At 68.8% G+C, this 12,783-nt stretch carries 12 protein-coding genes and 1 tRNA gene; 4 read left to right on the plus strand and 9 right to left on the minus strand.

Annotation, left to right across the window (positions count from 1 at the left end):
• Positions 1-142: 142 nt before the first annotated feature.
• Together LXN57_RS25150 and LXN57_RS25155 are read left to right on the plus strand one after the other, a co-directional pair.
• Complete coding sequence (locus tag LXN57_RS25150) at positions 143-466, plus strand: hypothetical protein (RefSeq protein WP_251800648.1); 324 nt, start codon at positions 143-145, stop codon at positions 464-466.
• Between the two features lie 315 nt (positions 467-781).
• A tRNA-OTHER gene (locus tag LXN57_RS25155) sits at positions 782-913 on the plus strand.
• A 34-nt stretch (positions 914-947) separates the two neighbouring features.
• Here the strand turns inward: LXN57_RS25155 and LXN57_RS25160 are convergent.
• The 6 genes from LXN57_RS25160 to LXN57_RS25180 form a co-directional block, all read right to left on the minus strand.
• On the minus strand, positions 948-2,639 hold the full coding sequence (locus LXN57_RS25160) for a toll/interleukin-1 receptor domain-containing protein (RefSeq protein ID WP_251800650.1): 1,692 nt from the start codon (positions 2,637-2,639) through the stop codon (positions 948-950).
• Between the two features lie 601 nt (positions 2,640-3,240).
• A complete protein-coding gene (locus LXN57_RS25165; protein WP_251800651.1) occupies positions 3,241-3,717 on the minus strand; it encodes a hypothetical protein in 477 nt (158 codons plus the stop codon).
• Between the two features lie 249 nt (positions 3,718-3,966).
• The gene (locus LXN57_RS25170) at positions 3,967-4,152 is read right to left on the minus strand and encodes a hypothetical protein (RefSeq protein WP_251800652.1); all 186 of its coding nucleotides are present in this window, start codon (positions 4,150-4,152) and stop codon (positions 3,967-3,969) included.
• Between the two features lie 361 nt (positions 4,153-4,513).
• Complete coding sequence (locus LXN57_RS25175) at positions 4,514-5,005, minus strand: SDR family oxidoreductase (protein WP_251800654.1); 492 nt, start codon at positions 5,003-5,005, stop codon at positions 4,514-4,516.
• Positions 4,950-5,312: an SDR family NAD(P)-dependent oxidoreductase gene (locus LXN57_RS47975; RefSeq protein ID WP_285904672.1), complete on the minus strand. Its 363-nt coding sequence runs from the start codon at positions 5,310-5,312 to the stop codon at positions 4,950-4,952. The genes LXN57_RS25175 and LXN57_RS47975 overlap by 56 nt, the downstream gene beginning before the upstream one ends.
• A gap of 35 nt (positions 5,313-5,347) precedes the next feature.
• Positions 5,348-6,778: an Nramp family divalent metal transporter gene (locus LXN57_RS25180; RefSeq protein ID WP_251800655.1), complete on the minus strand. Its 1,431-nt coding sequence runs from the start codon at positions 6,776-6,778 to the stop codon at positions 5,348-5,350.
• 194 nt (positions 6,779-6,972) lie between these two features.
• On the opposite strand from LXN57_RS25180, the gene LXN57_RS25185 reads away from it, so the two are divergent.
• The gene (locus tag LXN57_RS25185; RefSeq protein WP_251800656.1) at positions 6,973-9,084 is read left to right on the plus strand and encodes a cellulose binding domain-containing protein; all 2,112 of its coding nucleotides are present in this window, start codon (positions 6,973-6,975) and stop codon (positions 9,082-9,084) included.
• Between the two features lie 172 nt (positions 9,085-9,256).
• A complete protein-coding gene (locus tag LXN57_RS25190; protein ID WP_251800658.1) occupies positions 9,257-10,153 on the plus strand; it encodes an NAD-dependent epimerase/dehydratase family protein in 897 nt (298 codons plus the stop codon).
• Positions 10,154-10,199: 46 nt separating this feature from the next.
• Here the strand turns inward: LXN57_RS25190 and LXN57_RS25195 are convergent, their stop codons facing one another.
• The 3 genes from LXN57_RS25195 to LXN57_RS25205 are packed head-to-tail and all read right to left on the minus strand — an operon-like array spanning position 10,200 to position 11,914.
• Positions 10,200-10,655, minus strand: a complete 456-nt coding sequence (locus LXN57_RS25195) for a DUF6069 family protein (protein WP_251800659.1) — start codon at positions 10,653-10,655, stop codon at positions 10,200-10,202.
• Positions 10,639-10,911, minus strand: a complete 273-nt coding sequence (locus tag LXN57_RS25200) for a hypothetical protein (RefSeq protein ID WP_251800660.1) — start codon at positions 10,909-10,911, stop codon at positions 10,639-10,641. The genes LXN57_RS25195 and LXN57_RS25200 overlap by 17 nt, the downstream gene beginning before the upstream one ends.
• A 4-nt stretch (positions 10,912-10,915) precedes the next feature.
• Complete coding sequence (locus tag LXN57_RS25205) at positions 10,916-11,914, minus strand: RNA polymerase subunit sigma-70 (RefSeq protein ID WP_251800662.1); 999 nt, start codon at positions 11,912-11,914, stop codon at positions 10,916-10,918.
• Between the last annotated feature and the right edge of the window lie 869 nt (positions 11,915-12,783).

A 12,783-nucleotide genomic window follows, 5' to 3' on the forward strand; every position in this document is an offset into this window, starting at 1 on the left:
CGGCCCACCCTCGCCTATGGATTCCTCGCCACCAGCGGCCTGGCACCACCCTGACCCTGACCCCAAAAGCTCAGTAAGCCACCAGCTCCGGGACTCCCAAACCCGGCGGTCAGTGTTTCCGCAGTTCAGTAGGTCTTTGATCTTGACTTTGATCTTCCGCCTCGGTGGCACAACATTCTCGTACCTGAGAAACAGACCACGTAGGAAGCCCTTCTTTGCCGGCCTGCCCCTTGCTGCGGTGCTCTCTGCTCAGCCTTGGCTCCGCTTCAATGAGACCATCCTCAACTGGGCACGGCCGCTCACCGTGGGCTGGGCCGTGCTCTACGTGCTGGTCACGGCGGACCCCACGTTCCGCGACAAGTTGCGCACCGGATTCGCCCTGATCAACCTTGGGCGCGGGGTCGGCGACCCGGCACAACTCGACCCAGCGGTCCCGGAGAAACGCAACGAGGTTACCCGACGGTAACCGTCCGCTAGCATTGGTCAATGCGAGCCGAGCACTCGCAGTTGGTCGAGGGCTTCGACGGCAGAGCGATATTTGCCACCGAACGCTGGCATTGGGCGGTGTGCTCCAAGCCGCCGGACACAACACCACACAAGACCGCCAGTCCGGGCGGGTTGCCAAACGAAGCACGCTCGACCTGATCGCGGCGCAGGTCACTGCCCGGCAGCGTATTCAAAACAGCCGGACGTCCCACAGCATCGTGATCTTCCGCCAACAGCGTGCGGTCGTCATCGGAAATTCGGCAGGCTCGGCCGCAGCACGCGTGATACTTCCTCTGGACCGGTGGCAGAGCCGGGTTATCGCAGCGTTCAGAGCCTGATGCCGGGCACGCACGGCCGACTCGAAGGTGTCGCGTGGGGTCGCCGGCGTGCCATTACCCCACCAGGGGTTCGAACCCCCTCCGGTCCGAAGCATCCTCATCTGCCACCGACCGCGTGAGCCCTCACGCGGCGTGACGCACGTTTGGTGAGGCCCGACGCACGAGCCGTACAGTCCCTGAACGGGCGAGGGGACACACAAGCCGATCCGTCAGGGATTTTGAGGTCCGGGCGCATGTTCCAGCGCCGTTGGAACCTCGGGCCGACTGCATGATCGCGTGGACCAGCAGTCGGACGGCGGATTCCCAGTCCTGGGAGAGGTCGACGTGGTGCAGGTCGTCGAGGCTTTCGCCGCCGCCCAGGTCCCGGTCGGGCAGCGCACAGGGCTTGAGTAGCACGGGCAGGAACCACCGACGGTCTCGGGGCCGCTTCCGCAGCTCGTCGACGGCGATGGTCAGTTCCTCGTTCATGTGGGTCTTGTCCCGGTGGGCGTAGGCCGGCGAGAAGCAGGCGATGAAGGAGCCCCCGTCGCGGATGGCCTTCTTGATGACCTGCGCCCAGCGGTCGCCGGGCAGAATCTCGGTGCGGTCCAGCCACACGGTGATCCCGCAGTACCGCAGGTCGGCGACGAGCCGGTCCACGGCGTCGGAGTCCTCGCGCAGGTAGGAGACGAAGGCGTGCGGCACGGGTTGGGGCTCCGGTTTCCGGTTCTCGGGCGGCGGGAATGCCAGGTGCATCAGCGCGAGCACCGACCGGATCAGGCCGGTCTCCTCGGCCAGCGCTGGTGTGTGGATCAGGGCGGCTCGCGGGGGTTCACCGATGCGCTGCACGGTGAGGTCAGCGGGCAGGTGGTACGGGTGGTGACAAGCGTCGCGCCAGCCGCCCGCGGCGCGGTAGGCGATCCGCAGGGCCGGGTCGCCGGTGGCCCGCACCATCGCCGTTTCCAGCTCACCGGGGTCAATGTGCTCTGCCCGGCCGGCCAGGCTGCCCATCGTTTTGAAGGCGAGCCATTGCCGGGTGAGCCCGGCGACGAACAGCAGCGGAATCGCGGCGACCAGGAGCATGCCGAGGATCAGGCCGTACTGACCCTCCAGGACCGGGAGCCGGCCGCCGTCCACGTAGGCCGCGAGCAGCTCGGCAACGACGCCGGTGAACAACAGGGCCGACAAGACCGCCACTGCCGAGGTCACCGCGGAGCGACGCCGCTCCCGCGGACTCACTACCGCCCGACGCAACAGCAGGACCAAGCCGTACCCGCAGATCCCCGCCATGACCAGCAGCGCGGCCCCGCGGATCGTGAGGTAGAGACGGGGGTCGGCGACCAACTGAAACGGGCTGGGACCACACCACTGCGCGCACAGCGGCACCGGCGTCTTGGTGAGCAGAAGCAGCACCGAGATCACCGCGGCGGCGACCGTTGCCGCGCGGACCGCGAGCTGCTCGCGGGGCCGATGGTTCCGCCCGCGTGGGTAGGACAGGATCAGGTGCATGCTGAGCGGTACCTGCATCCAGAACGCCGGCACGCCGACGGCGACGGTCACGGCGCGGCCCGGCATCGTGGACGGCAGCTCGAGTGTGGTGTTGATGTCGTTGACGATGGTCACGAGGCCCATGGCGGACAGACCATGACCGATCTGGCTGGAGGGTCTGAGCAGCCGGGCGGCCGTGCCGGACGCGACGAACAGCAGCCCCATCGCCAGGCCGGCGGTCCATTGCGCGACGGGCGCCGCACTACGGGTGATGCCCAGCCAAAGCTCGACGCCCGCAGCAGCCAGGCAAGCGGCCAGCGCCCCGACGGTCCCGAGTCGTGTCGCCATCACCGGAGCAAACGCGTCAACTCGCGTTCGGTGACGCCGGGCCTCCAGCGGATGTTTCCGGCGTGCGAAACGACGGACCGATGCTCGGGTGGCCGGCAACAATTCAGTTTGCGCCGACCTGTGGCGATAAGCATGCCGATGCCTCGATCAGGTCAAGGCAGTACGTTCGTGTCGTTCGGGCAGCCTCGATGCGAGTGGACGGGGGGGTGAGGCGGCGTTCGGCGTGCCGCGCTGCGCGAGGTCGCGCGCGCCGCTGCCGCGAGCGGTGTCACCCTCGCGAGTGCTGTGACGATTGGCCTCGCCGTCTGCCAGTTCCTCGATGTTTGACGGACCAAGAGCAACTCGACGATGCACCTCATCCGCGTTGATACGCGGGCATTGCCGTGATCCGCTCGGTCGCAAACGCTTTCGGCCGGCTGGAGGCAGGGCTTGAACCGATGCCAGCGGGCGCTGCCGTCGTTAGCCAGCACGGTGCGTAACCGGTGTTCCAGCACGCCGTCGGGACCGGTCAGCTCGCGCCGCTGCGGTGATCATGGTTCAGACGCCGCGGGGCAGGGCTCGCAACAATCGACCCGGCTCGGTAGTCCGTTGCATACGCCCGTCACACCGGGTAGACGCGGTACTGCAGCTTTTCGTCGTACCGGAGACCGGTGACTGCCGTGATGATCGACCAGAGGAAGTCCTCGTCAGGGCCCCAGGACGGCAGGGCAATCTCGGCCTCGGCCGGCAGTGGCGTTCCTTCGTCCTCGACGGCAACACCATCCGCGTAGACGTAATGCCGGGTGCGTTCGCCATTCGTGAACAGCGTGAAGCCGTATGTGCTCGAAACGCTGCTGAAGAAGACCACCAAAGCGTCGGCAGGGTCGGTCGGCTCCCAGCCCATGACCACATCCATCATCGGGTTCCAGACCTGTACCCACCCACCAGACTCGGCGGCATAGAGGGCGTCGGGCTTCAGGGCGCTTGTAGCCTGGTCGGCTCCGACCAGTTCGCCGCTGAAATCTGTGATGGCGAGATCGTCCACAGCCTCGTCCGCCGTCACGGTCTGACGGAAAAGCACCGAGGTGTTCCAACCCATGATTAAGACCTTTCCTAGTACGGCGGGGCCGCCGCCCATTGTTCAGGGCGGCACGGTCAGGACAACGTGGGAGGGCGCTCTCGGGAGATACCTCGACGGCTTGCTCGCAAAGAAGACCCTGTGAACGTCTTTCCCGTTCATCGCCGCGGAGCAGACGCCGCCGCCCTGCTGGCCGCCCCTAGCAAGCTCGGGCCAGTTGCCGACACCGAAACCGGCGCCCTCATCTGCCGCCGATAACGCTCGGAAGACTCATGCCCTTTCGCGCGCCAAATCGTCGATGATCCAGCGGAGCGCGGAGACTGCGTTGGAGTACCTGAGATACCGCGGGTTCTGATTCGACTTGGGTTCGCAGCGCTCCCGCATGCGGCGCAGCTGATCAATCATGTCCTGCAGGCGCTGTGTGTTTCGGTCGTCAGCCATCATGTGGTTGAGCATGCTTGACAAACCATGGGGTCCCGCAAGTGTTACCACCTGAACGGCCGATGCCGATCCAGGCCGACGCGACGCGCTCATCCAGCCGCCGACCCCGCGACAGGCGGAGGCGAGCCCTCACGCGGCGGGACGGACGCTGGGGCGGCCCGACGCACGCCCGTGCCGAGAGTCGCGCGCACGCAAGGACCATGCCGCGGTACGGACGCTCGCTTGTCTGCGGGCTTCACTTGGCTGGGGCGCCAGGCCGGCGGAAGCGATGTCGTGCGCCGGTCGCCGGAAGGCGGAGTGGCGCGACGCGGCTCCGACCGGACGGGATCCGCGAAGACGTTGGGCGACGGCCTGGGACTCTGGGCGCACCGACCTCTCACTCAACCGTCCGGGGCCGGCCCGCGTTCTCGTCGGTCCGGGCTTTCCCCGGTGCGGCTTGAATCCGGCGCACCGCCGACGTCAGCAGTTCCGCCGGGAGCGGAAGGTGGCCGATCAGCACGGTGAACGGGCTTCTGCGGAGCGCGCGTCCGGGGAAGGCGCCAGATCCGGCCCGGCCCGCCGAGCGGGGCGTCGAGGTTGTCCACGCCGTTGCCCGGGCGGTCGGTGCGCTGCGGGCCCGCGCCCAGGCGGCGGATCGACAGCACCGCGCCGGGGAGAGCCGCTGAGCCAGCGCGAAGGCCGCGGCGGCCCCGCCGACCAGGATCTCGCGGCGCGGGTGGCCGGGGGCGTAGACGATGCTGCGCGCGACGACCTCGGTGGCGTAGACCGGCGGTGGCGGCTTGGCCATGACCCCGAGCTTGCTGCGGGCGTGCTCAAGGAACGGGGTGGCGACCGACGCCGGGAGTATCGAGGTGACCCCGATCGGCACGCCCTCCTGGGCGAGCTCCGTCCGTAGCGTGTCGTAGAAGGCGCAGCGCGAACTTACTGGCCGTGTAGGGGCCTGGAGCGGAACGGCGCGGGCGCCTTCGGCCGACACGACGCCGATGATCGTGCCGCCGCCGGCGCAGCACAAACGCCGGCGCGGATCTGCTCGACAAGGTGCCGAGCGCCTCGGCCGACCGGGCCGCACAGACGACCTTGGCGCCGGCCACAGCGAAGGCGAGGGCCGTGGCCCGCCCGATCCCACTCGAGGCACCGGTGATGACGACGACCTGTTCGGCGACGGGTTGGGGCATGTCGTGGCCCGTACCCGTCGCCGAGCCGGTTCCAACTATTCGAAGAGGTCGCTGATGCGGTCCTGGAAGGTGAGGATGGACAGCACGCCGAACAGGAGGAACGCCCACACCAGCGCGGCCAGGCGGACGCCCCGGACGCGGATGGGCTCGGGCAGGATCCGGCGGTTGATGAGTATCAGCAGGCCGGAGTAGAGGAACATCATGAAGCCGCCGACCACCGCCGAGATCACCAGCAGGACGATCGGCTGGTTGAACCCGGCCAGAAGCACCCCGATGCCGATCGCCACCAGGCCCCACACCAGACCGGCGTACACCTTGCTCTCGTTGGCGTTGCGGGCGTACGAGGTCTTGATGACATCCGCCGCCAGCCGGCTCGTGTAGTCCACGATGCCGAGCGCCGCCGCGAAGAGCGAGAACGCGCCGATGATCCAGAACAGGTACTGGAACCACGAGCCGACCCGGTCGGCCAGCACCTGACCCTCGATCTCGAGGAAGCCGATGCTGTTCTCCAGCCCGTCGCGGCCGAAGACGGTGGAGTAGGCGAGCAGCGAGGTGAACAGGATCGTCACGAAGGTGATGGCCACGAACGTGCTGAGCTGCTCGATGTTGGCGAACCGCCACCAGCCCCGCCAGCGCCGCAGGTTCTCGGGGGTCGGCTCGAACGCGTAGCCGGTGCTCGGCGCCGCCTCGGGCTGGCCGGTGATCGGGCTGACCAGCCGGGGCACGTACTTTCCCATGCCGAAGCCCTTGTCGCGGATCCAGTTGGACTGCACCAGATTCTGCCCGCCGCCGGCGCCCGCGAAGGCCAGCGCGCCCAGCAGCAGCGCGAAGCCGAGCTCGTCGATCGGCAGTCGCGGCCGGGTGACCACCTGCGGCAGGTCGCTCCAGGCGGACGCGCCGATCGCGAAGACCGCCGCGATCACGAAGAACGTGAGCACCGCCGCCACCTTGATCATCTGCGCCTTCTCGAGCGCCACGTAGACCACCGGGGCCAGGGTGAGGATCAGGCCGATCACGATGAGCATGCAGACGGCGATCACCGTGCGGTTGCCGCCGAAGATGTACGTGGTGAGGCTGGCCGAACTGGTCACCCAGCCCGGCCAGAGGTTCGCGAAGTACGTGAGGATCGCGAAGAACAGCCCCCAGTGCCGCCAGTAGCGGCTGAACCCGGTCAGCGCGGTCTCGCCGGTGGCCAGCGTGTACCGCTCGATCTCCATGTTGATGAAGTACTGGGTGATCAGGCCGACCAGCGCGGCCCACACGAACACCAGCCCCACCTGCGAGGCGATGTAGGGGAAGAGGACGAACTCGCCCGAGGCCAGCCCGACCCCGGCGGCGATGATGCCGGGGCCGATGAGCCGCCGGTAGCCGCTCGGCTCGTCGGGCATGTCACGGATTTCGGGACCGGGCAGGTAGCGGGTAGGAAAGGCCCGAGCCACCTTGCTCACATCATCGGAAGTCGCCACAGCAGCTCCTCGATCGGGGTTTCAACCCTTCTGCGATGACCACGATGTGTCAAGGGTCACAGTGTTCATGGTCGGCAACCGGCCCGGCCGGGATCACTCCGCGGACAGCAGCCCTAACAGTCAATTGACATCCGTCACTGGATGAACGGACGATGGGAGCGCTCCCAGCCCGACGTCCTCCGTGGAGATCCCCCATGAGCATTCCGCGTCCACCAACTACCCCCACCCCGCCCGACCAGGGGGCGGGCCCACGCTACCCGCTCGTCAAGCGACCGGCCCGAGTTATCCACAGGCTGCTGACGGGCGCGCTTCTGCTCGCCGCCGCCACGACCGCCGTGGCGCCGCCGGCCGCCGCAGCCGCCCCGGCCGAGACCAGAGTCGACGTCGACGTGCGGGCCGGGCTCGCTACCGTCGGCGACGTCGCGCTCGGCATCAACCACGCCATCTGGGACTCCCAGCTCGGCACGCCCGCCGTCTCCGGCCTGCTGCAGGACGCCGGCGTGCAGATGGTGCGCTACCCCGGCGGCTCCTACGCCGACATCTACCACTGGCGCGACCACACCGCGCCCGGCGGCTACGTCGCGCCGAACACCGACTTCGACACCTTCATGGCGGGCGCGCGGGCCACCGGCGCCCAGCCGATGATCATCGCGAACTACGGCACCGGCACCGCGCAGGAGGCGGCCGACTGGGTGCGGTACGCCAACATCACCAAGGGGTACGACGCCAAGTACTGGACGATCGGCAATGAGAACTACGGCAACGGGCACTACGGCTCGGCGTGGGAGGCCGACGAGCACGCCGACAAGAGTCCGAAGGAGTACGCGGCGACCGTCATCGCGTACGCGCAAGCCATGAAGGCCGTTGATCCGAGCATCAAGATCGGCGCGGTGCTGACCATGCCCGGCAACTGGCCCGACGGCATCGTGGGTCCCGGCGACGAGAGCAGCTGGAACCAGGAGGTGCTCACCCGGGCCGGCTCGGTCATCGACTTCGCCGACGTCCACTGGTACCCCGGCGGCAACACACCGGCCGAGACCCTCACCAAGTCGGCCCACATCCAGGAGGGCGTCAACCTCCTGCGGCAACAAATTGACCGGTACGGCGGTCAGCCCGCGGGCCGCATAGGCATCAGCATGACCGAGACCAACGTCGAGATCGGCCGCAACACCCAGCCCGGCGCGCTGTTCCTGGCCGACGTCTACAGCGGCCTACTCGCCCAGGGCGTCTTCACCGTGCACTGGTGGAACGTCCACAACGGCCTCGGCGACGTCTCCACCGTGGCCGGCGAGACCGACTACGACGACTACGGCCTGCTCTCCAGCGGCAACTGCAACGCCGACGGCTCGGTGTGCCAGCCGCCGCTGAACACGCCGTTCGCGCCGTACCACGCGTTGTCGCTGATGGGCGACTTCGCCCGTACGGGTGACCGGTTCGTCGGCACGGGCACGGACGACGCCCTGGTCAGCATCCACGCCGTCCGCCGGGCCAACGGCGACGTCGCGGTCCTGCTGATCAACAAGGACGAGGCCGGACCGCGCACGGTGAAGCTGAACTACCACGGCTTCACCCCGGCCGCCGCCACCCCGTCGGTGTCCACGTTCGCCAACGGCGACGACGGTGTTACCACCGCAGCGGCCGGCACCGCCGGAACGCAGACCCTGGCCCCGTACTCGATAACGCTGCTCACCCTGCACCCGGCCCGCACCGACGCGGCCGTGCCGGCGACGCCCGCGAAACCCTCGGCCACGACGACGGACCGGACCGCGACGATCTCGTGGCCGGCCGGTCCCGCCGGGCTCAAGTACGAGGTGTACCGCCAGAACGGCGGCGTCAGCGAGCTGCTCGGCGAGACCACCGGCACGTCGCTGACCGTACGCAACCTCGAGCCGGGCCGCCGCTACACGGTCAACGTGCTCGCCCGCGACACCGCCGGACGCCTCTCGCCGTCCTCGCCGCCGCTGACGTTCACCACCGGCACCCCCGCCACCTCGGCCTGCACGGTGAAACTGCGCGACACCAACGACTGGGGCAACGGCTTCGTCGGCTCGATCGACATCACCAACAACGCGGCGGCCCCGGTCAACGGCTGGACCCTGGCCTTCACCTGGCCCACCACCTGGCAGACCGTGAGCAGCGGCTGGAGCGCCACGTGGGAACAGACCGGCCGCACCGTCCGGGTGACCAGCGACGCCACCCTGGCCGCCGGGGCCACCGCCTCGGCCGGTTTCGTCGGCTCCTACAGCGGCCCCAACGCACTCCCCCAGGTCTTCACCCTCAACGGCACCGTCTGTACGAGCGTGTAGGACCACCCCGATCCGGGCTCCGGTGCGTCACGCCGGGGCCCGGTGCTCTACCGCGTCTCGCCCAGCGTGCTGGGCGCTCAGTTCGCCGAAACGGATGAGTCATCCGTTTCATGCTAGGGTCGGCAAACGGATAGCTCATCCGTTTAATCGTCCGCTCGGCCCTGGAGAGAACATGCGGATCCTCATCACTGGCGGCACCGGCTACCTGGGCTCGGTGCTCGTCGAAAGCTTGGTCGCGGCAGGCAACGAAGTGGTGGCGCTGACCCGGTCCCCGGAATCAGCAGCGAAAGCGACCCAGGCGGGCGCGCGTCCTCTGCTCGGCAACCTGACCGACACCACGCTGCTGGAAACGGCTGCGGCGGAAGCCGATGCCGTGGTGCACACCGCAGTCGACTATTTCGGTGGCGAGGACGCGGTCGCGGCAGAAGCCGCTGCTGTGGAGGCGTTGACCCGTGGGGCAGGAAAGGCGGACACGGACAAGCCCTTCATCTACACCAGCACGAACCTGGTCTACGGGCTCGACCCCGCCCATTCCCGCGACGAAGACGCGGAACTGCCCGAGCCGGGCCTGCAGCCGTTCAAGCTCGTCGGCGAGCGCCTGGTGCGCGAGGCTATGGGCCTCAACGGCATCATCATCCGCGCGGGCCTGGTCTACGGCCGAGGCGGCAGCCTGCTGCTGACCAGTCTGATCAGCGCCGCGGCCCACTCGGGCGCTGCCACCTACATCGGCGCCGGCGACAACGAGTGGACCCCGGTGCACGTGGACGATCTCGCCCGCCTGTACCTGACGGCGCTGGAGCACCCGGTTGCGGGTATCTACAACGCGGCCGGAGCGCAGCCGTTCACGTTCCGCCAACTTGCCGAAGCGATCGCGGAACTGACCGGAACCACCGCGACCTCGATCACCGCCGAACAGGCCGAGAGTGCCATGGGGCCGATGGCCGCGCTGCTTCGATCCTCGGCGCGCATCACCTCCCGGAAGGCGTGCAACACCTTCGGGTGGAGTTCCAGCGGTCCGGCCCTGCTGGACGATGTGCGCTCCGGCTCCTACCAGGTCGTGAGCCCGTAAGCCCCGGCCTGGCCGGCCGATCGCCTTCCCAGCCCTGCGCTGCGTGTCAATCGGTCCGGCTGGACAGGCTCCGAGCCAGCGTGGAAATCATCACCGCCGCGGGGATGAGATGCAGCGCGATGAGGGCCACGACGCAGGCGGTGTCTGCCCCCGAGAAAAGAGGCGGGATCAACGAGGCGGCGGTCAGCGACGCCGTCGTCCACACGAATCGCCGAGCCGGTTGGGCGCTCCACCGAAGAAGAGCGACGGCGATGACGACGCCCACGACCGAGAAGAAGCCGGTCACCACGGCGATCCCGGACAACGGGATCGTCTCGCCACCGTCGGGGACCTCGAAGTCGACACCGCCGGCCCGGGCCAGTGCGGCGGCGAGGCTGGTGGCCGCCACCGCCGCGACGGTGGCGACGAGGCCGCGGCCGGCGAGCCGGCGGAACGGGTGGTTGCGGCCAGTCCGGCCCGGAGCCGGGGCTGGGGCGACATCGGTGTCATTCATGCTGGTCATGGCATGCCTCCATCATTCGGCAATTGATCTTCGGGGTGACGATGCGTACGCGCGCCGTGCGACGACCGGGGTTCCGCAGGGCACGTACGCCGGTGCCGCGCAGCCAGAACCCGGCGTCCCGGCCGAGCACAGGCCCGGACGCGCCGTCGCGCAATTCCAGTTGCACCCGCCCGCAGGCGACAACGGCGAACGCGTCGTGCCATTCCGCCGCATCCACCGCGACCCGCTCGCCACCGCGCAGCGCGAGCGTTCGCACCGGGCTACTCCGTGCCGTCCGCCGGCAGCCGCTCCGGCAGCCCGAGCCGCGGGAACTGGTCGCTGTGGAAGGTGGTGATCTCGGCGATCTTTCCGCCGCTGACGCGCAGGACGTCGATCGTCAACGGCAGGTACGCGCCCTCCCGCTTCCGCCAGTGGTAGTAGCCGATGGCGGGCTGCCGGTTCACGGCGGTCGGGACGGCGCGCAGCCCCGTCATGCCCTCGAAGCCGCTCTCGATCCAGTAGTTCACCACCATGTCGCGCCCGACGTACAGGCCCGGAGTGGGCGGCATGGACGTACGAACGTCGTCCCGCACCAGGGTGGTGAGCACGTCGATGTCCGTGGCCACGCTCGCCTCGGTGTAGCGCCGCACCAACTCGCGCGTGCCCGCGTCCTCCTCGCCGCCGGTCCAGTCCTGCCGCTGAGCGGGCAGGTGCTCCCGCATGCCGGCCCGGGCCCGCTGCAGCGCGCTGTTCACCGAATTGACGGAGTCCCCGAGAAGCTCCGCGACATCCTTCGCCGGCCACCCGAGCACATCCCGCAAAATCAGCACGGCCCGCGGCCGCGGCGCAAGGTGCTGAACGGCAACCAGGTAGGCCAGCTCGATGGTCTCCCGCGCGACGGCGACGGCCTCCGGCTCGTCCGCGTCACCCGCGGGCAACTCGTCGAGCAGCCTGTCCGGATAGGGCTGCAGCCACCGCACCTCGCCACCGGCAGCCGGCTCCGGCCGAACCTTGGCCAGCAGGTCAAGACACGCGTTGGTAGCGATCCGATACAGCCACGCCCGAAACGTCGACCGCCCCGCAAAGGTCTCGCGCCGCCGCCACGCCCGCAGGAACGTCTCCTGCACGGTGTCCTCAGCGTCCTCGAACGACCCGAGCATGCGGTAACAGTGCACATGCAGCTCCCGCCGGTGCCGCTCAGCCAGCCCCGAGAACGCCGGCTCGTCGACCTCACCCAGACCGTTCACGCCCAGCTCCTCCAGCCGCGTGTCCGCACTCATCACGTCATCCTTCCGCCTCATCACGTTCCGTCGTAGTTATGACGGGTGCGGACGCCACAACTCATCACCCGGGCTCACCTCCGTAGCCGTCCCAGCAACGGCAGCACAACGCGACCGCCCCGCCGAAGCCCCGGCCCGGCCTGTTCGCCGCGGTGGCGACTCCCGGCCGTCGGCCCCTCCGTTCACCGGGCGGCGCCCCGCAAGTAACAACGCATCGCCGCTGCCCATCCCCCGCCGAGCCTGTCCCCTCCGGCGCGGGATGAACACGGGGTCCGGTGGGCGCGAGCCCGCCCCTGAGGACCCGGGACATTCAGATATGCGCAGGTGGGCCATGTGAGCGCAGCCTCGACCGCCCTGCACGGAACCCCGCTTGGACGCACGCCGTCGTCGGAGCGCACGCCCACCCCTAGAGCGCAGGCCGCCTACCTGGGTGCAATTCGCCGCTTGCGCGCGATCCGCCTGGGTGAGCACAACCAGGGTCATGGTCCTCCCCACGTGTATGAAGGCGTTCTGGCGCCTGGTCGACAGCTAGGCGACCTGCGCGAGCACGGGTGGGCGGAGCCCCTCGTGAGCCCAGTCCGCGTCGGTGCTGTTCCGATCGCCTGGGGCAGCGGGCACCATATGAGCATTCGATCTGCTTCGTAGAACAAGTTGGTCAAGGCCTCGGACCGAGCCGCAACGGGCCGTGGCCGGTCTCTTCATGGGTTGATGCCCGGATCGGCCGACGCGAGAGGGACTACGGTGCGTGACGTTGATGTCGTCGGGGAGCATGATCGGCTCACGGATCTGCCGAGGATAGTGAGTGCTCGCCGGGTATTGGCGCGGACGGTGGAACGGGAACTCCGCCCGGTTACCGGCGGCTGTCGAAC

Origin of the sequence: Paractinoplanes hotanensis (assembly GCF_023717965.1) — a bacterium.
Classification (GTDB): Bacteria; Actinomycetota; Actinomycetes; order Mycobacteriales; family Micromonosporaceae; genus Actinoplanes; species Actinoplanes polyasparticus.